Genomic DNA, 18,051 nt, shown 5'->3' with positions numbered 1-18,051 from the left:
ACGGACACGGGAAGGACGGTTGCATCTCTCAGCCGCCTATCGATAAAATCGGGACCTTGGCTTCCGGAACCCGATTCGCATGTCCAGCGGCGCTCAACCGGCCGAACTGACCTGGCGCGGCCTCCTGCTCGGCGGCGCGCTGACGCTGCTGTTCACCGCCGCCAACGTCTATCTCGGCCTCAAAATCGGGCTCACCTTCGCCACATCGATCCCGGCCGCGGTCATCTCCATGGCGGTGCTGCGGCACCTGCCCGGCGCGACGGTGCTGGAGAACAACATCGTCCAGACTGTCGCCTCGGCGGCCGGCACGCTCTCGTGCATCATCTTCGTGCTGCCGGGCCTGGTGATGATCGGCTTGTGGCACGGGTTCCCGTGGCTCACCACTGCGGGGATCACCGCCACGGGCGGGATCCTGGGCGTGATGCTGTCCGTGCCGCTGCGCCGCGCCCTCGTGGTCGATTCGGACCTCCCCTACCCCGAGGGGCGGGCCGCCGCGGAGGTGCTGGCGCTCGGCACCCAGGGCGCCGCCGGGCAGGCGGACAGCGCGCTGGGCCTGCGCATCCTGGTCTGGAACAGCCTGGCCTCGGCCGGCTTCGCGGCGCTGGCGCAGACCCGGCTGGTGCTCGACAGCGCCGCGCTCTGGTTCCGCGTCGGCGCGGGCGCGACCGGGATCGCCGGCAACCTGTCCCTCGCGCTGCTGGGCGTCGGCCATTTGGTCGGCCTGTCGGTGGGGGCCGCGATGGCGCTCGGGCTGGCGATCGGCTGGGCCGTGCTGGTCCCGATCCTGACCGCGCAGCAGCCGATGCCGGACGTCAGTATCGAGGCCTGGGTCGGCGCGGCGTTCCGGCAGGAGGTGCGGTTCTTCGGCGCCGGCGTGATGGGCGTGGCCGCGCTCTGGACGCTGATCCGGATCGCGCGCCCGGTGCTGGGCGGCATCCGCTCGGCCTTCGCGACCGGGCGGGCGCGCCACGCCGGCGCGACGCTGGCGCTCGAGGAGCGCGACCTGCCGATCGCGGTCGTCCTCGTGGTCTCGGCGAGCCTTCTGCTGCCGATCGGCTGGCTGCTGTGGGACGTCCTCGCCGGCACGAGCCTGGAGCGCTATGGCGTCCTGCTAGTCGCGGGCGGCCTGCTGTTCGTCCTGGTGATCGGGCTCGTGGTGGCCGCCGTGACCGGCTACATGGCCGGGCTGATCGGCTCGTCCAACTCGCCCCTCTCGGGGATCGGCATCCTGGCCGCGCTGGCGAGCTCGGCGATGCTGCTGGGGCTGCTCGGCCGCGACGGGGATGCGCAGAGCGGCGGGGCGCTCGTCGCCTACGTGCTGACCGTCACCGGCATCGTGTTCAGCATCTGCGCCATCGCGAACGACAACCTGCAGGATCTCAAGACCGGCCAATTGGTCGGGGCCACGCCGTGGAAGCAGCAGGCGGCGCTGGTCGTCGGGGTGGTGTTCGGGTCGGCGATCATCCCGCCGGTACTCAACGTGCTGGCGACGAGTTTCGGCTTCGTAGGGACGCCCGGGGCCGGGCCGAACGCGCTGGCCGCGCCGCAGGCCGGCCTGATCTCGACCCTGGCCAAGGGCGTGCTATCGGGCGAGGGCAACTGGCGCATGCTGGGCTGGGGCGCGGCCGCCGGCCTGGGGCTGGTCGCGCTGGACGAGACCCTCGGCCGGCTGAAGCGTCTCCGCCTGCCCCCGCTGGCCACCGCCTTCGGGATCTACCTGCCCATGACGCTGGTCGTGCCCCTGGTGGCCGGCGCGGTGATCGGCACGGTCTACGAGCGCTGGGCGCGCCGCCGGGCCGATCCGGAGCGGGCGGTCCGGCTGGGCATCCTGACGGCGACCGGCCTGATCGTCGGCGAGAGCCTGTGGGGCGTCGCCTTCGCGCTGATCGTCTACATCGCGGGCAACGATGCCGTCCTGGCGCTGGCGGGCGATGGGTTCGCGGGCCCCGCGCTGATCGGCGGCCTGGTGCTGTTCGCGGGTCTGACGGTGGGCCTCTACCATCAGACGCGGCGCAAAGCGGCCTGAGCCTGCCCGGCATTGCGGGATCCGGCAGCGATCGCGCGAGCGATCCACCTCGGACAGGCCTAGCGGCGGCGCCGAGCCGTGCACCCAGGCGATCGGTGCCATGTCATCCCGCGCCAAGCGATGCATTGACTTCGCAGGCGCACACCCGCATATCGGCGGTGCAGCGTCAGCGGCCGTCATGGCCCGCTTGAGGGGGCTGCGTGACGGATCGGGCGCCTTCCGGCGTGATCCGGCCCCCCTCTTCATAACGTGCATGCACCCGGGCCGCCCCATCACGCGGGCTGCCCCCTGCCAACGGACCGACCAGATTTCTGCGCTGCTCGCACCGAACGCGAAGCGCCCGGCCGGCCCTGCTGCATCGGATATTTCTTTGACCCAATTCACCGATTTCGGCCTTGCCCAGCCCGTGCTGCGGGCGCTCGGCGAGGCTGGCTACGTCACGCCGACCCCGATCCAGGCCCAGGCGATCCCGCCGGCCATGGAGGGCCGCGACCTCTGCGGCATCGCCCAGACCGGCACCGGCAAGACCGCGGCCTTCGCGCTGCCGATCCTGCACCGCCTCTCGCTCTCGGACCGCCGGGCCCCGCGCCGCGGCTGCCGGGTGCTGGTGCTCTCGCCGACCCGCGAGCTCGCCAACCAGATCGCCGAGTCCTTCTCGGATTACGGGCGCCACCTGTCCTACACCACCACGGTGGTGTTCGGCGGCGTCACCATCAGCCGCCAGGAGCGGGCGCTGGCTCCGGGCGTCGACATCCTGGTCGCCACCCCGGGCCGCCTGATCGACCTGATCGAGCGCCGCTCCCTGACCCTCGAGGGCGTCGAGATCCTGGTCCTCGACGAGGCCGACCAGATGCTCGACCTCGGCTTCATCCACGCCCTCAAGCGCATCGTGAAGCTGCTGCCGGCCCAGCGCCAGAGCCTGTTCTTCTCGGCGACCATGCCGAAGAACATCGCCGGGCTCGCCAGCCAATACCTGAAGGATCCGGTGCAGGTCGCCGTGACCCCGGTCGCCACCACGGCCGAGCGCGTCGAGCAGACGGTCATCTTCGCCCATACCGGCGCGAAGCAGGCGCTGCTCGCCCACATCCTACGGGATCCGGCCATCGACCGCGTCCTGGTCTTCACCCGCACCAAGCATGGCGCGGATCGGGTCGTGCGCGGCCTCGACAAGGCCGGCATCGCCGGCGCCGCGATCCACGGCAACAAGAGCCAGCCGCAGCGCGAGCGGGCGCTTCAGGCCTTCCGGGACGGCGATTGCCGGGTTCTGGTGGCCACCGACATCGCGGCCCGCGGCATCGATGTCGACGGCGTCAGCCACGTAATCAACTTCGATCTGCCGAACGTGCCGGAGAGCTACGTCCACCGCATCGGCCGCACCGCGCGCGCCGGGGCGACCGGTCTGGCGATCTCGTTCTGCAACGACGAGGAGCGGGCCTACCTGCGCGACATCGAGCGGCTGACCCGCCAGAGCGTGCCGGTCGCCGGCTTCCCCGAGGGCTTCTCGCCGCCGTCCCGTCAGGAAGCGGCCGAGATCGCCCGCGAGGAGGAGCGTCGGCCCGAGCGCCAGCAGCAGCGTCCGGCCGGTGGCCGTCCGGGTCAGCGGTCCCGTCCGCAGCAGGGCCGTCCCCAGCAGGGCCGTCCGGAAGGCGGCCGCGGCTTCGGCGGCGGCGGCCAGGGTCAGGGTGCGCCGCGCCAGGGCCGTCCGGAAGGCGGCCGCGGCGACGGTCGCGGTCCCGCCCCGCAGGGACGCGAGGCCCGTTCGGACCGGCCCGCCCGTCCGCAGGGCGAGCGCCCGGCCCAGCAGCAGGCGCGCCCGGCGCGGGACAGCCGGCCCCAGCGGGCCGATGCCCGCCCGCGCAGCGCCGGCGGCGGCAACGGCGAAGGCCGCACCATCGGCTGGCTGGAGCGGTCGCCCCGCTCCTGACGACAGGGTTCCACGCCGGAACCACTGAGAGATCCGCAGGGCTCTGCCCTGCTCCCGCGAAAGGTCTCGACCTTTTGAGACCGGGATTCGTCTAGACCGGTACGGACGCCGCCTCGGGGAACCTCCCGGGGCGGCTTCTTTTTTGCGCGGGGCGTCCCATCTCACCGACACGTCGGACGAGAGGCTGCACCATGCGGTTCGAACTCTATCGGGATGCCAAGGGCGAGTGGCGCTGGCGCCTGCGCGCGCGCAACGGCGAGGTGATCGCGGATTCCGGAGAGGGCTACCTTCGCCGCGAGGATTGCGAGCACGGCATCGCCCTCGTCCGCCAGAGCACAGAGGCCCGCATCGAGGACATGACCACCAAGATCGCCTGATCGCGGGGTCGGCGCGGCACGCTGCGTCCCGGCGCAGCGTGCCGCCTACGGGGCCGGGATAAAAATAAACCCTGTCCGAATCTCCGTAGCGGTTACGCTGCAACGCTTCCCATCGCCCGTGCGTTGCAGCGTTTCGGACCGCCGACCGGGCTCTCGTCCCGCGTGCGGTTCGTCGTCGAAGACGCAATCACGCGAAGGGAGTCGAGACGTGCTGAGGAAATTCCTGCTCGCGGCCCTGCTGGTGCTGGGCTTTGCGGCCGCGGCGCCGCAGGGCGCATCGGCCGCGCCGGTCGGTCCGGGCATCGCCCTGCCCGCCGACGCCGCGCCGGCCGTAGCCCAGAAGGCCCAGTACTACTACCGCCGTCGGTTCTATGGCCCGCGCCCGTTCTACCGCCGTCCGTACTACCGCCGCCGGTTCTATTACGGCCCGCGCCCGTTCTACCGTCGCCCCTATTACCGTCGCCGGTTCTTCTACTGAGCGGTCCACGACGCTGACAGGCCCGGCGGCTCCCACGAGCCGCCGGGCTTTTCCATGCGCTGATTCGAGATGCGTAGCCGGTCTCCATGCCGTATAATGCAGGAACGGGACGCGCCGGCGACAGATCGGCCTGCCCGGGAGGAAACCCGATGAACGATATCGCGCAGCGCGCCGAGCCCACGGCCGCGACGCCGGACCTCTGGCAATCGATCCCGTTCGAATGCATCCTGGGCGCAGCCGCCATCTTGCTGGCGGCCGGGCTCAAGCTCGCCGGCATCCTTTCCTGACGGCGCGCGAGACAGGCGGATGGACGGCATGCAGCACGTCGCACGCGCGAACCTCGAGGGTGAGCAGGCGCCGCCCCCCAACGCGGACCTGCCGCGGGGGGACCTGACGGTCCGGACCATCGCGATGCCGGCCGACACCAACGCCAACGGCGACATCTTCGGCGGCTGGGTGCTGACCCAGATGGATCAGGCGGGCGGCATCGCCGGCGTGGACCGGGCCCAGGGCCGGGTCGTCACCGTGGCCCTCGACGCGATGACCTTCATCCGCCCGGTACGGGTCGGCGACGTGCTGTGCGTCTACACCCGGGTCTCGCATGTCGGCCGCACCTCGATGAAGATCGAGGTCGAGGCCTGGGCGCGCCGGTTCTGCACCCAGGTCCGCGAGCGGGTGACGCAGGCCACCCTCACCTTCGTGGCGATCGACGAGGCCGGGCGCCCGCGCCCGATCCCGCCCCTAGTGCCCTCGCCGAACGCCGCCTGACCGGCGCTCGCGCATCGCCGCGTCCCGAAAGCCGAAATCCGCCGTTCTGGACGAGGCCCTACTTGATCACCGCGCAGGCGACCCGGTCGCCGGCGCCGCCGATCGGCTGGGTCGTGTGGTCGTCCTCGTTGGCGTGGATGATCAGCGCCGAGCCGTCGCCGTCCTTGAGGCCGCCCTCGCCGGTGAGCGGCGTCTCGCTGGTCACCTCGGCATTCCCCGAGCCGTCCTGCGCCACGTAGAGGTTCGGCAGGTCGCCCTCGTCGGGTCCATCCGGATTGAGCAGGCCGTGCTTGCTCTGGTCGTGGTTCACGTGGGCCTTCGAATTCAGGAATTTCGGATCCGAGCAATCGCCGACCGCGTGGAAATGCATGCCGTGCCAGCCGGGCGGCAATCCGCCGGGCTGGATGGCGACGCGCAACACGAGGCTGTTGGCGCCGTCGCGGATCGCGATCGTGCCGATCGGGTCGCCCTTGGCGTTCTTGACCGGCGCCTGGAACGTCTCGGTCGGCTTGGGGGCTGCCGGCTCCTGGGCGAAGGCACCGCTCGCCGCGAAGGGTCCCAGCAGCGCGAGCAGCGGCAGGATGCGTGTCATACGGTGGCTCTCCTCTCCAGCCCGGTCTAGGTAGGGGGCACGCCGCCCCTTCGACAGGGCCGGCCCCCGAAACCTTTGCCGTAGCCCTGACGCGAGCCTGTAAAGCCCTGATGACCGGAGAACGGCCCATACCGGCAGGCGGAGCGCCCGCGCACCGCGCGCCTGCGCCAAAGCGGGCCGACCTGTTCCTGGTGGAGCACGGCCATTTCGAGAGCCGCGCGCGGGCGCAGGCCGCGATCCGGGCCGGGCTGGTGCGGGTGGACGGCCGGCCGCTGGCACGGCCCTCGGAGGCGATCCCCCCGGGGGCGCGGATCGAGGCCGCCCCCGAGCACCCTTACGCTTCCCGGGGCGGGCTGAAGCTCGCGGCGGCGCTGGACGCGTTCCGGCTGGATCCCGCGGGCCTCGTCTGCCTCGACGTCGGCGCCTCGACCGGCGGCTTCACGGACGTGCTGCTCGCCCGTGGCGCCGCCCATGTCCACGCGGTCGATGTCGGCCGCGGGCAGCTGCATCCGCGGCTGGCCGCGGACTCCCGCGTCACCAGCCTGGAGGGCACCGATATCCGCGCCCTCGATCCGGCGCGGCTCGTGCCGCGGCCCGCAATGGCGAGCGTCGACGTGAGCTTCATCGGCCTGCGGCTGGTGCTGCCGGCCCTGCCGGCGCTGCTCGCTCCCGGCGCCGCGATCGTCGCGCTGGTCAAGCCGCAATTCGAGGCCGGGCGCGAGCGCGTCGGGCGCGGCGGCCTCGTGCGCGATCCGGCCGTCCACGCGGAGGTCTGCGATGCCGTCCGCTTCGTGCTGGAGGGGCTCGGCGCGACGATCCTGGGCCTGATCGATTCGCCCGTGCCGGGTGGCGACGGCAATTCCGAATTTTTGATCGGCGCAAACCTGTCATGAGCGAAACGGTCACGATCCGGGAGCTCGGTGCCCGTGGCGACGGCATCGCGGAGGACGGGATCCTCGTCCCCTACACGCTGCCCGGCGAGCGTGTGACGATCCGCCGGGAGGGAAAGCGAGCCGAACTGGTCGGCATCGTGCAGCCCTCCCCCGACCGGGTCGAGCCGTTCTGCCCCTATTACATGCGCTGCGGCGGCTGCCGGACGCAGCATCTCGCGCCCGCCGCGGAGCTGTCCTGGAAGCGCGGCCTCGTCGCGCAGGCCCTGTCACAGGCCCGTCTCGGCGTCGAGCCGGGGGCCGCGATCGACGCGCACGGGGCCGGGCGCCGCCGCATCACGTTGCACGTCCGGGAGATCGACGGACAGGGCGAGGCCGGCCTGATGGCGGCGCGCAGCCACGCGCTCGTGCCGATCGACCATTGTCCGATCACGGTGCCGGCCCTGCATCCGGCCCCCGCGGTGGCGCGCCGGCTCGCCGGGCCGCTGGGCCACGGCCGCAAGCCCCTGGACGTCGCCGTGACCGCCACCGACCAGGGCCTCGACATCGACCTGCGTGGACACGGCCCGGTGACCGGCGGTGTTGCCTCCGCGCTGGTTCGGATCGCGGGCGAGCTGGGCTTGGCCCGGCTGTCGCTCCACGGCGAGCGCCTTATGGAGGCCGAGCCGGTCTCGGTCACGGATGCCGAAAGCCGCCTCTATCCGGCGCCCGGGGGCTTCCTGCAGGCGACTGCGGCCGGGCAGGCCATCCTCACCGCGCTGAGCGTGGCGGCCTTGGGGCGCCGTCCGCGGCGGGTCGCCGACCTGTTCTCGGGCTGCGGACCCCTCGCCCTGGCGATGGCGCGGACAGCCGCGGTCCACGCCGTCGAGGCGGATGCGGCGGCGCTCGGCGGGCTCGACCGGTCGGCCCGGGCCGCGACGGGCCTGCGCCAGATCACCACCGAGCGCCGGGACCTGTTCCGCCGGCCGCTGCTGCCCACGGAACTCGACGGGTTCGACGCGGTCGTGTTCGACCCGCCCCGCGCCGGCGCCGAGGCCCAGGCCCGGCAGATCGCCGCGTCGCGGGTGCCGGTGGCGATCGGCGTGTCTTGCGATACCGGCACCTTCGCGAGGGACGCGGCGACGCTCACGGCCGGCGGGTTCCAGCTCGAATCGGTGACGCCGGTCGACCAGTTCCGGCATTCGGACCATGTCGAGATGGTCGGCGTGTTCCGGCGCGAGGCCCCGCGCCGTCGCTGAGGCGAGCAAGATCGAGAGGCTCACAAGATTGAGAAGCTTGCGGCGGGAAGGATTGCGGATTGCAGGCTTGCAACTTGCTGTAGATTCTGACCTTCTCACGATGACTGGAGGTGTCATGACCACAGCCTCGATCCGCCTGTTCGCCCTCGTCGTGCTGAGCCTCCCCGCGCTGAGCCTCGCCTTGCCGGCCACGCTGGCGGCTCAGCCGCGCGCCGCCGATGAGACCGGCATCGGCGGAGGGCCGCAATCGACGATCACGGCGCCGAACACCAACAGCCTCGGCGTGACGATGCCGCCCGGTACGTCGCTGGGCGCGGGCGAGGTTCCGTCGCGGCGGGAGCAGCGGCGCGAGCGCGCCCTGACCGACAAGATCGAGGACAGCGTCTGCGAAGGCTGCAACTGAACGTCGGGCCTGACGGCACCGCTTCGTCGATGCGGGCCGCGATGTCACGGAAGCGTCAGAAAACAACGCCACACCCACGGCACAGCTTGCGCTTGGAGCCGCCGTGCCGGATGCGGATCGGACCCGGCGCCGCCCAGTGACCGTTTTGCACCCGAGACACCGTCGTGATTTTCATCCACCAGCCCTCAACCGGCGCCGGATCCTCGCTGCTTGAGCGCCGAATCGTCGATCTCCAGGACACGATCCCCGAGGACACCGTCTGGCTCGACCTGATTCGCCCGAGCCGCGAGGAGGAACTCAAGGTCGAGGCCTTCGCCGGCATCGAGGTGCCGACCCGCGAGGAGATGAAGGACATCGAGCCCTCGGAGCTGCTCTACGTCGAGGAGGGTGCCCGCTACATGACCGGGCGGGTGCTCTCGAAGGTCAGCGATGCCGAGGAGCCCGGGCTGGCCGGCATCACCTTCATCCTGCGCGGCAGCCGCCTCGTGACCGTGCGCCACGAGGAACCCCAGGCCTTCCGGATGTACACCCAGCGGGCCGGCCGCACGACCGGCAACGGCAGCGCCTCCGCGGTCTCCGGCGAGGCCATCCTGGCCGGGCTGATCGAGGCGGTGATCGACCGGGCCGCGGACGTGCTCCAGCTCCAGGGCGAGCGGATCGATCGGCTGTCGGGCAAGATCTTCGAAGTGCAGGACGACCCGTCCGCCCGCAACACCGCCCTTCAGGATACCCTGCGGGCGCTCGGACGCCATGGTGACCTGATCTCGAAGCAGCGCGAGAGCCTGGTCTCGATGGAGCGGATCCTGCTTTCGCTGTCGGCGACCTATCGGACCAACAAGGCACCCCGCGACCTTCGGGAGGATGTCCGCTCGACCCTGCGCGATCTTCAATCGCTGGAAGAGCACGCCACCTTCCTGTCCACGAAAATTCAATTCCTGCTTGATGCGACGCTCGGCCTAGTCAACCTCGAGCAGAATAACATCATCAAGCTGTTCTCGGTCATGGCCGTCGTATTCATGCCGCCGACGCTGATCGCCTCGATCTACGGCATGAACTTCAAGTCCATGCCGGAACTGGAACTGCCGTTCGGCTACCCCATGGCCGTGGTGATGATGTTCGTTGCCGCGATCCTGCCCTACGTTTTCTTTCGCTGGAAGAAGTGGCTTTAGTCGCGAATAGTTTCCGGCCGCAGATAAAACGTTAAGATATATCCCGGAGATCCTTGCACCCGGAAGCGCGGCTGGCCGCGACGACGGAAGCCCCGATGCGATTCTCTCTGAAGACCGTCCTTTGCGGAGCCATCGGCCTGCTGGCCCTCGCGGCTGCGGGCCAGGGGGTCGTCAGCGTCGTCCGCCTGTCCGAGATCGAACAGGACGCCAAGGAGGTCTCGCAGGTCTGGCTTCCGGCCCAGAACGAGGCCGAGGCCATCGGCATGGCGGTGCGCGACGTGCGGCTGAAGCTGTACCGGCTGGTCGCGGGATCGCCGGACTTCGCGACCCTCGACAAGAACCAGACGGCGCTGACCGACGGCCTCGGGGCGTTGTCCGAACTGCGCCAGGCCTACCAGGGCCGCCTCGCGACTCCGAAGGCGCGCGAGACCTACGAGCGGTTCACCGGCGCCTGGAACGCCTACCAGAACATCCAGCTCCAGGTTGTCGAGCTGATGATCGCCGGCGACCGGGACGGCGCCCTCAAGCTCGTCCTCGACCCGGAGACGGGCGCCCAGAACGATGCGGCGGTCGGCAGCCTCACCGAGGCGATCGCGCTGGCCCGGTCGCAGACCGACGGGAACGTCGCCGCCACCGCCGACAATGCGACCTCGGCCAAGCTCACCGCCCTGGTCGCGACCGCGGTGGCGCTGGCGGTCGCGGCGGCGGCGATGCTGTTCGCCCTGTTCGGCATCGCCCGCCCGATCCAGCGGATGACCGGCGCCATGGGCCGCCTGGCCGAGGGCGACGCCGCCGTGGCGATCCCCGGCACCGGCCGCCGGGACGAGATCGGCGCGATGGCGGCGGCCGTCCAGGTGTTCAAGGACAACCTGATTCACACCCGCGCCCTCGAGCAGGAGACGGCGCTCGCCCGGGCCGGCGCCGAGGCGCAGCGGCGGCGGGCCGTCCAGGAGATGGCCGATGGCTTCGAGGCCGCGATCGGTGGTGTCCTGGCGGCGGTGACGGAGGCGGCGCTCGATCTCCGCTCCAATGCCGAGGCCATGACCAGCACGGCGACCCGCACGGCCGAGCGCTCGGCCACGGTGGCGAGCGCCGCACAGGAGGCGACCGCCCATGTCGGCACGGTGGCGGTAGCGGCCGAGGAGCTCGGCGCCTCGGTGCAGGAGATCGGCCGCCAGGTCGACGGCTCCGCCGACCTGGCCCGGGGCGCGGTCGGTCAGGCCGGCCGGACCGCCGGCCTGGTTCAGGAGCTGAGGGAGGCCGCGGGCCGGATCGGCGACGTGGTGCGGCTGATCTCCGACATCGCCGGCCAGACCAACTTGCTGGCCCTGAACGCCACGATCGAGGCAGCCCGGGCCGGCGAGGCCGGGCGCGGCTTCGCGGTCGTGGCGTCCGAGGTGAAGGCGCTGGCCGCGCAGACCGCCAAGGCGACCGACGAGATCACCGCGCAGGTCGGCCGGATCCAAGGCGCGACCGGCCAGACCGTGGACGCCATCGACGGCATCACCGGCCGGATCCGCGAGATCGACGGGGTGGCGACGTCCATCGCGGCGGCGGTCGAGCAGCAGGGCGCGGCGACCCAGGAAATCGCCCGCAGCATCGCCGACGCGGCCGCCGGGACCGGTTCGGTCACCGGCACGATCGACGCGGTCGCCCGCGCCGCCGACGAGACCGGCACGGCCGCCACCCGGATGCTCGCCTCGGCCGAGAGCCTGTCGGCGCAATCCGAGGCCTTGCGCCGGGAGATCGGCGCCTTCCTGCAGACGGTGCGCGCGGCGTAACGCCGGCGCGGCCGGTCAGGCCACCGCGGCGAGGTGCTTGACCTCGGCGCGGGCGACCACCTTGCCGACCGGGGCGGCCTTGGCGCCGCTGTCTTTTTCGGGGGCCAGGATCGGGGGCGACACCCAGCGGCCGGCTTCGAGTTCGGCGATCCGGCCGTTGATCTCGCGGATCACGTAGCGCGAGAACGGGTAGACGTGGAGGTAGATCACCATGTTGGTGACCACCGCCTCCAGGGCCGCCGGATTGTGGCGGGCGGTCTGCAGGAACACGCCCCAGAAGTGCTTGGCCAGCTCGGGCCGTCGCACGGTCATCCGCCAGCAGATCCGCAGCAGCGACCCCAGATCGCGCGCGACGTGGCGCCAGTCGAGCTTGTGGGCCGCGAATTTGGGCCGCTTCACCCGGCGGGAGATCTCGCGGACGCGCGCGAAGAAGTTCGGCGGGTCGTAGATCTCAGCCAGCACGTCCCGGTAATCGGCGAGCACGTCCTGCTGCGGGCGCAGGGTCACGAAGTTGAGCCCTTGCGTGCAGTGGTCGCCTTGCTCGGCGGTGGTGTAGGCGAAGTTCTCGAACAGGCGGCCTTCCTTGCGCAAGCGGCGCGAGAGCTGGGTGTTCGGCATCGCGTAGAGGAGGCCGACCATCGCGATCGGGATGCCGGTCTGGCTGATGCACAGCGACATCGCCTTGCTGATGCTGTCCTTCTCGGTGTCGAAGCCGACGATGAATCCGGCGGTGACGAACATGCCGTGCTCGTAGAGCTTGTGCACGCTGTCGGCGATCGACCGCTTGGTGTTCTGCTTCTTCTGGGTCTGGATTAGCGTCGCCTCGTCGGGCGTCTCGATCCCGGTGAACAGGGCGAAGAAGTTCGCGTCCCGCATCATCCCGAGCAGCTCGTCGTCGTCCGCGAGGTTCAGCGAGGCCTCGGTGGAGAACTTGAACGGGTAGCCGTGCGCCTCCTGCCATTTGATGAGGTGCGGCAGGAACAGCTTGATCGCCTTCTTGTTGCCGATCAGGTTGTCGTCCACGAAGTCGACATGGCCGCGATGGCCGAGGCTGTGGAGCCGGTCGAGTTCCGCCAGCATCTGCGGCGTGGTCTTGGTGCGCGGCGAGCGACCGTACAACTCGATGATGTCGCAGAACTCGCAGGTGAACGGGCAGCCGCGCGAGAACTGGACACCGATATACAGGTAGTGGCTGAAATTCAGGAGGTCGAAGCGCGGGATCGGGCTGGTCGTGACGTCCGCCTTGAACTTCTCCGCGGTGAACCGGCCGCGGCGGGCGCCGGATTCCCAGGCCTCCACGAAGGTGGCGAGGATGCCTTCGGCCTCGCCCAGCACCAGGAAGTCGGCCTTGTCGTAGATCTCCGGGGTCGAGGTCGGGGCCGGGCCGCCGACGCAGACCGGGACGCCGAGCGCCGCGCATTTGTCGATCACGACGAGGCAGTCCGGCTCCTGGGGGAGCATGCCGCCGGTCATCACCAGGTCGGCCGCCAGGATCTGCGCGTCGGTGAGGTCCTCGCAATTGCGGTTGACCAAGCTCACCTGCCAGGCCGGCGGCAGCATCGCGGCCAGTGTGATCAGGCCCAGCGGCGGCGCGGGTGCGCGGGCCCCCTGCAGCTCCATGGCCTCCTTGAAGTTCCACATCGAGTTTTCGTAGAACTTGGGGAATACCATCAGCACGCGCGGGGCTGTATTCGCATCCGACATGCTTGTTTTCCTCGTCGCACCGAAGTGAGCCGGCTCAAACACCGAAGTGCCGAAGCGGCCAATTACGGACGAGCGTGCCGGAGAATTAAGGCCGTTTTTCGCTCCCGCGGCGGGTCGAACCGGTTTCGGCGGGGCGGTCAGGGCCCGACGCGGAAGCGCTCCGGCTGGGTGCCGTCGGCATCGCTGAAGCCGTAGATCCGGGCGAGGTCGCCCGCGTGCAGCACGGCTCCGGCCCGGGTGGCGACGTCTGGGTCGGCGGCCAAGGCGGCGAGCGCCCGGCCGGCATAGAGCGGCCCCTCGGTGGCCCGCTCGTCCTGCCCGAGATCCCGGGCCCGCTCGGTGGCGACGAAGCCCGGCGAGAGGCCGAGCGCGGTCACGCCGTAGGGCGCGAGGTCCTGCCCGAAGGCGAGCGCCAGCCGGTTGGTGGCGGCCTTGGCGGAATCGTAGAACACGTCGCCGAGGTAATCCTCGGTCCCGAACGAGACCAGCGCGATCAAGCCGGACCGCGCCGCCACCATGGACGGGGCGACCGCCCGGGCGAGCAGCAGCGCCGGCAGCGGCCCGGCCTGGAGGAACCCCAGATACGGTTCTGCCGACCGGCGCCAGAACGGCGTGCCCCAGCCGGCCCCGTCCGGGTAGCGCTCGCCGTCGTAGCCCTCGTTGCCGCCCCAGACGCTGCAGGCCGCGACATCGATCCGCCCGAACCGGCGCAGCGCCCAATGAATCAGCTCATCCGTGGCCCGCTCCGAGCGGTGGTCGCAGAGGTAGTGATGGCCGCGCCCGCCGGCTGCATCGACCAGGCGGGCGGTGTCCTCGATCGATTCCGGCCGCATCTCGGTGCGCGGGCCGGTCTCGCTGGAGCGGGCGGTGACGATCACGGTGGCCCCGGCCTCGCCGAGGGCCCGGGCCAGGCCCCGCCCGACGCCCCGGGAGGCACCGGCGACCAGGCAGATCTTGTGGGACAGATCGGGGGGCGTGCTCACGCCGACGCGGCGGGCTTGGCACGCGTCAGGAAGGCCGCGAGCCGCTCCTGGGATTCGGGCGAGCGCAGCTGCGCGTCGAAGGCCCGCGCCTCCGCCTCCAGGGCCGCTTCGACCTGCGCCTGGTCACCGCGGATCAGCGCCCGGGACGCCGCCAGCGCGCCGCGCGGCAGGGCCGCGAGCTTGGCCGCCTGGGCGATGGCCTGCTCCAGAAGCATGTCGGCCGGCAGCACCGCGTTGACGAGGCCCAGTGCCAGCGCCTCGTCGGCGTCGAGCGGGCTGGACAGGAGCAGCAGCTCCGTCGCCTTGAGGCGCCCGACCCGCCGGGGCAGCAGGTAGCTCGAGGCCGCCTCCGGCACGAGGCCGAGTTCCACGAACGGCATGCGCAGCCGCGCCGCCGGGCTGGCATAGACGAGGTCGCAATGCAGGCTGAGCGTCGCCCCGATGCCGACCGCAATCCCGTCGATCGCCGCCACCATCGGCGTGCGGGTGCGGGCGAGCTGGCGGATGAAGGCCAGGGCCGGCGAGGCGCTGAAACCGCCCGCGGCGCTGCCCATGAAGTCGGCAAGGTCGTTGCCGGCGCTGAACATCCCGGGTTGCCCGGCGAAGACCACGGCGCCGATGCCCTCGGACGCATCCGCCTCCGCCAGGGCCGCGCGCATCGCGTCGTACATCGCCCCCGTGAGGGCGTTCTTCTTCTCCGGCCGGTTCAGGGTGATCAGGCGGACGCCGCCTTCGAGGTCGGTGATCGCGATGGTGTCGGCCATGTCCGCCCCCTCAAACCGCCAGCGCCAGCGCGGCATCGTCGGTGAAGGTCCCGCCTTCGACGACGCTCTGCTCAAGCCCACCCGAGGCTACCAGAAGATTCTCGGCGTAGAACCGGGCCAGCGCGATCCGGGCGGCCAGGGCCGGGTCCGTCTCGCCGGCCTTCAGGTCGGCGGCGGCCGCGAGCGCGCTGCGGGCGAGGCAGGCGCCGCCGAGGGCGAGGCCGAACAGGCGCAGATACGGGGTCGCGCCGGCGAGCGCCGCGTTCGGGCGGTTGGAGGTCAGCGCCGCGAGCTGGTGGCTGGTCGCCCGGTCGAGGCTGCCGATCCCGTCGCGCAGCCGCGCCGCCATGTGGCCGAAGGCGGGATCGCCCGCCTTGAGCAGCCCCTCCGCGGCCCGCCGCATCCAGGCAATCTGCGACCGGACTGTCGCGCCGCCGTTCAGCGGCAGCTTGCGGGCGGTGAGGTCGATGGCCTGGATACCGTTGGTGCCCTCGTAGATGCCGAGGATGCGGGCGTCGCGCATCAGCTGGGCCGCGCCGGTCTCCTCGACGAAGCCCATGCCGCCATGGACCTGCACGCCGAGCGAGGTCACCTCGTTGGCGAGATCCGTCGAGAAGGCCTTGGCCACCGGGGTCAGCAGGGAGGCCCGGTCGAGGGCGGCCTGCCCCTCCGGGCCCCGGGAAGCGTCGAGCGCGGCGGCCGTGAGGTAGCAGATCCCGCGCGCCGCCGCCGTATAGGCCTTCATGGTCAGCAGCATCCGCTGCACGTCCGGATGCGCGACGATCGGGCTCGTCGGCTCGGCCGCGCCCACCGCCCGGCCCTGCCGGCGCTCCTGCGCGTAGGCGAGCGCCCGCTGGGTCGCGGCCTCGGCGACGCCGACGCCCTGCAGGCCGACATTGAGCCGGGCCGCGTTCATCATCGTGAACATGCAGGCCAGCCCCTTGTTCTCCTGCCCGATCAGCCAGCCGACCGCGCCGCCGTGATCGCCGAACGCCATCGAGCAGGTCGGCGAGGCGTGGATGCCGAGCTTGTGCTCGACGCCGGAGCAGCGCAGGTCGTTGACGGACCCGTCCGGCAGCACCTTGGGCACAAGGAACAGCGAGATGCCGCGGGTGCCGGCCGGCGCGTCGGGCAGGCGGGCCAGCACGAGGTGGACGATGTTGTCCGCCAGGTCGTGCTCGCCGTAGGTGATGTAGATCTTGGCTCCGGTGATCCGGTAGGTGCCGTCGCCGGCGCGCTCGGCCCGGGTGCGCAGCAGGGCGAGGTCCGAGCCCGCCTGCGGCTCGGTCAGGTTCATGGTGGCGGGCCATTCGCCGGTGATGAGCTTTTCCAGGTAGCGCGCCTTCAGGTCCTCGGAGCCGTGGGCCGCGAGTGCCTCGATGCCGCCCTGGGTCAGCAGCGGGCAGAGGCCGAAGGCGAGGTTGGCGCCGTTCCACATCTCGGTGCAGGCGGCCTCGACCAGCTTCGGCAGGCCCTGGCCGCCATGGTCGGCCTCGGCCGAGAGGCCGTTCCAGCCCCCGTCCGTGAAGGTGCGGTAGGCCGCGCGCCAGCCGGGGGGCGTGGTGACGGATCCGTCGGCAAACGGGGTGCCGTGCCGATCGCCGACCCGGTTCAGCGGCGCCAGCACCTGTCCGGCGATCCGCCCCGCCTCGGTGAGGATCGCCTCGGCGTCGGCCGGGTCGAATCCGTCCAGCCCGGCCACGTGCCGGAGGGTGAACAGCATCTCGGGAACGGGGGCGCGGTAGCTCATCGGGTCGTCGCTCCTCTCGGCCCGCCCGCTTGATATCCCGGGGCGGGTTTGACCGCGCCCGGGCACCGGGGCTACGGCGGCCCCAGGATAGGCGCGCGACGGGCGCGCCGCCATCACTTCGCGACGGCTTCCCGCATGAACGATCCCGGGGCAACGGTCCCGGCCGCGACCCGGCGGCTCGACCCCGACACCGCCGGCCTCGCCCAGGCCGCGGCGCTGCTGCGGGCGGGCGAGCTCGTGGCCTTCCCCACCGAGACGGTCTACGGGCTCGGCGCCGACGCCACCGACGCCGCCGCGGTGGCGCGGATCTTCGCCGCCAAGGAGCGGCCGCGCTTCAACCCGTTGATCGCCCACCTGGCCGACATCGATGCGGCGCTCGCCGAGGGCCGCTTCGACGGATCCGCGCAGCGCCTCGCCGCGGCGTTCTGGCCGGGGCCCCTGACCCTCGTGGTTCCGGCCGGACCGGGTACGCGGGTCTGCGACCTCGCCCGGGCCGGCCTGTCCAGCGTCGCCCTGCGGGTCCCCGGACATCCGACCGCCCGCGCCCTGCTGGAGGCCGTCGGCCGTCCGGTGGCGGCGCCCTCGGCCAACCGCTCGGGCCGCGTCAGCCCGACCCGGGCCGATCACGTGCTCGACGACCTCGCCGGGCGGATCGCCGCCCTGCTCGATGGCGGGGACACGCAGGTGGGCGTCGAATCGACGGTCGTGGCGTGTCTCGACGGCATCCCGCGCCTGCTGCGCCCGGGCGGGATCACCCGGGCGGCGCTGCGCGCCGTGCTGGGCTTCGAGCCGGTGGGTCCCGTGATGGACGATGCCGAGCGGCCGGCGGGCCCCGGCATGCTCGCCTCGCATTACGCGCCCCGGGCGCGGGTGCGCCTCGACGTGACGCGCGTGGAACCGGGTGAGGCCCTGCTGCTGTTCGGGGCCGGGCGGCCCGAGGGTCACGCGGAGGCCCGCGTGAGCCTGAACCTGAGCCCGGCAGGCGATCCGGCGGAGGCGGCGTCCCGCCTCTTCGGGGCGCTGCGCACGCTCGATACCTCCGGGGCCGCCACCATCGCGGTGGTGCCGATCCCCCCGGACGGCCTGGGCGAGGCGATCCGCGACCGCCTTGCCCGCGCCGCCGCACCCCGTTGAGGGCGACGGTTATTTTTATCGGCGCCGTGGAACGGATGACGCCGCGACCCGTTCACTGCTCACGAAGGCC

General features: G+C 71.8%; 17 protein-coding genes. 12 read left to right on the top strand and 5 right to left on the bottom strand.

Going from position 1 to position 18,051, the window contains the following annotated elements; all coding sequences use genetic code 11:
* Positions 1–79: 79 nt before the first annotated feature.
* The 6 genes from ACYQPG_RS06995 to ACYQPG_RS06970 all read left to right on the top strand — a co-directional run bounded on the left by ACYQPG_RS06995 (position 80) and on the right by ACYQPG_RS06970 (position 5,573).
* Entirely contained in the window at positions 80–2,026 is a 1,947-nt protein-coding gene (locus ACYQPG_RS06995) for an OPT family oligopeptide transporter (protein WP_461230605.1), read from the top strand.
* A gap of 370 nt (positions 2,027–2,396) precedes the next feature.
* Complete coding sequence (locus ACYQPG_RS06990; RefSeq protein ID WP_419829036.1) at positions 2,397–3,950, top strand: DEAD/DEAH box helicase; 1,554 nt, start codon at positions 2,397–2,399, stop codon at positions 3,948–3,950.
* 191 nt (positions 3,951–4,141) lie between these two features.
* On the top strand, positions 4,142–4,327 hold the full coding sequence (locus ACYQPG_RS06985) for a YegP family protein (protein WP_147857947.1): 186 nt from the start codon (positions 4,142–4,144) through the stop codon (positions 4,325–4,327).
* Between the two features lie 208 nt (positions 4,328–4,535).
* Positions 4,536–4,805, top strand: coding sequence for a hypothetical protein (locus ACYQPG_RS06980; protein ID WP_007566004.1), 270 nt, complete (start codon positions 4,536–4,538; stop codon positions 4,803–4,805).
* Positions 4,806–4,954: 149 nt separating this feature from the next.
* A complete protein-coding gene (locus ACYQPG_RS06975) occupies positions 4,955–5,092 on the top strand; it encodes a hypothetical protein (protein ID WP_187193523.1) in 138 nt (45 codons plus the stop codon).
* 28 nt (positions 5,093–5,120) lie between these two features.
* Positions 5,121–5,573, top strand: a complete 453-nt coding sequence (locus ACYQPG_RS06970; protein WP_461230604.1) for an acyl-CoA thioesterase — start codon at positions 5,121–5,123, stop codon at positions 5,571–5,573.
* 58 nt (positions 5,574–5,631) lie between these two features.
* Here ACYQPG_RS06970 and ACYQPG_RS06965 read toward each other — a convergent pair whose 3' ends face one another.
* Complete coding sequence (locus ACYQPG_RS06965; RefSeq protein ID WP_147897397.1) at positions 5,632–6,165, bottom strand: superoxide dismutase family protein; 534 nt, start codon at positions 6,163–6,165, stop codon at positions 5,632–5,634.
* Positions 6,166–6,275: 110 nt separating this feature from the next.
* Here ACYQPG_RS06965 and ACYQPG_RS06960 point away from each other — a divergent pair, with 110 nt between their 5' ends.
* The 5 genes from ACYQPG_RS06960 (at position 6,276) to ACYQPG_RS06940 (ending at position 11,646) form a co-directional block, all read left to right on the top strand.
* Positions 6,276–7,058 (top strand): TlyA family RNA methyltransferase, encoded by a 783-nt coding sequence (locus tag ACYQPG_RS06960; protein ID WP_246692742.1) that lies wholly within the window; start codon positions 6,276–6,278, stop codon positions 7,056–7,058.
* Complete coding sequence (locus ACYQPG_RS06955; protein ID WP_147939716.1) at positions 7,055–8,293, top strand: class I SAM-dependent RNA methyltransferase; 1,239 nt, start codon at positions 7,055–7,057, stop codon at positions 8,291–8,293. Before ACYQPG_RS06960 ends, ACYQPG_RS06955 begins: the two co-directional genes overlap by 4 nt.
* Positions 8,294–8,408: 115 nt before the next feature.
* On the top strand, positions 8,409–8,696 hold the full coding sequence (locus ACYQPG_RS06950; RefSeq protein ID WP_419829034.1) for a hypothetical protein: 288 nt from the start codon (positions 8,409–8,411) through the stop codon (positions 8,694–8,696).
* 164 nt (positions 8,697–8,860) lie between these two features.
* The gene (locus ACYQPG_RS06945) at positions 8,861–9,865 is read left to right on the top strand and encodes a magnesium transporter CorA family protein (protein ID WP_147853632.1); all 1,005 of its coding nucleotides are present in this window, start codon (positions 8,861–8,863) and stop codon (positions 9,863–9,865) included.
* 95 nt (positions 9,866–9,960) lie between these two features.
* On the top strand, positions 9,961–11,646 hold the full coding sequence (locus tag ACYQPG_RS06940) for a methyl-accepting chemotaxis protein (protein WP_147908985.1): 1,686 nt from the start codon (positions 9,961–9,963) through the stop codon (positions 11,644–11,646).
* A 15-nt stretch (positions 11,647–11,661) separates the two neighbouring features.
* On the opposite strand, the gene ACYQPG_RS06935 is transcribed toward ACYQPG_RS06940, so the two are convergent.
* The 4 genes from ACYQPG_RS06935 to ACYQPG_RS06920 all read right to left on the bottom strand — a co-directional run bounded on the left by ACYQPG_RS06935 (position 11,662) and on the right by ACYQPG_RS06920 (position 16,847).
* Positions 11,662–13,350, bottom strand: a complete 1,689-nt coding sequence (locus ACYQPG_RS06935; RefSeq protein WP_419829033.1) for a B12-binding domain-containing radical SAM protein — start codon at positions 13,348–13,350, stop codon at positions 11,662–11,664.
* Between the two features lie 137 nt (positions 13,351–13,487).
* Positions 13,488–14,333, bottom strand: coding sequence for an SDR family NAD(P)-dependent oxidoreductase (locus tag ACYQPG_RS06930; RefSeq protein WP_187193521.1), 846 nt, complete (start codon positions 14,331–14,333; stop codon positions 13,488–13,490).
* On the bottom strand, positions 14,330–15,097 hold the full coding sequence (locus tag ACYQPG_RS06925; RefSeq protein WP_147908987.1) for an enoyl-CoA hydratase-related protein: 768 nt from the start codon (positions 15,095–15,097) through the stop codon (positions 14,330–14,332). The genes ACYQPG_RS06930 and ACYQPG_RS06925 overlap by 4 nt, the downstream gene beginning before the upstream one ends.
* A gap of 10 nt (positions 15,098–15,107) precedes the next feature.
* Positions 15,108–16,847: an acyl-CoA dehydrogenase gene (locus ACYQPG_RS06920; protein WP_147939720.1), complete on the bottom strand. Its 1,740-nt coding sequence runs from the start codon at positions 16,845–16,847 to the stop codon at positions 15,108–15,110.
* Positions 16,848–16,982: 135 nt separating this feature from the next.
* Between ACYQPG_RS06920 and ACYQPG_RS06915 the strand changes: the two genes are divergently transcribed.
* Positions 16,983–17,981, top strand: coding sequence for an L-threonylcarbamoyladenylate synthase (locus tag ACYQPG_RS06915; protein WP_461230603.1), 999 nt, complete (start codon positions 16,983–16,985; stop codon positions 17,979–17,981).
* Positions 17,982–18,051: the final 70 nt, after the last annotated feature.

It is taken from the genome of Methylobacterium sp. CM6246 (assembly GCF_054818005.1).
The sequence above is the reverse complement of the archived record's forward strand: the minus strand, read 5'-3'. Positions and strand labels throughout refer to the sequence as shown.

Excerpts from the sequence above, each read along its gene's own strand:
- ACYQPG_RS06995 (WP_461230605.1), top strand. The coding sequence starts at position 80 with ATGTCCAGCGGCGCTCAACCGGCCGAACTGACCTGGCGCGGCCTCCTG.
- ACYQPG_RS06985 (WP_147857947.1), top strand. The coding sequence starts at position 4,142 with ATGCGGTTCGAACTCTATCGGGATGCCAAGGGCGAGTGGCGCTGGCGC.
- ACYQPG_RS06975 (WP_187193523.1), top strand. The coding sequence starts at position 4,955 with ATGAACGATATCGCGCAGCGCGCCGAGCCCACGGCCGCGACGCCGGAC.
- ACYQPG_RS06970 (WP_461230604.1), top strand. The coding sequence starts at position 5,121 with ATGCAGCACGTCGCACGCGCGAACCTCGAGGGTGAGCAGGCGCCGCCC.
- ACYQPG_RS06965 (WP_147897397.1), bottom strand. The coding sequence starts at position 6,165 with ATGACACGCATCCTGCCGCTGCTCGCGCTGCTGGGACCCTTCGCGGCG.
- ACYQPG_RS06960 (WP_246692742.1), top strand. The coding sequence starts at position 6,276 with ATGACCGGAGAACGGCCCATACCGGCAGGCGGAGCGCCCGCGCACCGC.
- ACYQPG_RS06955 (WP_147939716.1), top strand. The coding sequence starts at position 7,055 with ATGAGCGAAACGGTCACGATCCGGGAGCTCGGTGCCCGTGGCGACGGC.
- ACYQPG_RS06950 (WP_419829034.1), top strand. The coding sequence starts at position 8,409 with ATGACCACAGCCTCGATCCGCCTGTTCGCCCTCGTCGTGCTGAGCCTC.
- ACYQPG_RS06940 (WP_147908985.1), top strand. The coding sequence starts at position 9,961 with ATGCGATTCTCTCTGAAGACCGTCCTTTGCGGAGCCATCGGCCTGCTG.
- ACYQPG_RS06935 (WP_419829033.1), bottom strand. The coding sequence starts at position 13,350 with ATGTCGGATGCGAATACAGCCCCGCGCGTGCTGATGGTATTCCCCAAG.
- ACYQPG_RS06925 (WP_147908987.1), bottom strand. The coding sequence starts at position 15,097 with ATGGCCGACACCATCGCGATCACCGACCTCGAAGGCGGCGTCCGCCTG.
- ACYQPG_RS06920 (WP_147939720.1), bottom strand. The coding sequence starts at position 16,847 with ATGAGCTACCGCGCCCCCGTTCCCGAGATGCTGTTCACCCTCCGGCAC.
- ACYQPG_RS06915 (WP_461230603.1), top strand. The coding sequence starts at position 16,983 with ATGAACGATCCCGGGGCAACGGTCCCGGCCGCGACCCGGCGGCTCGAC.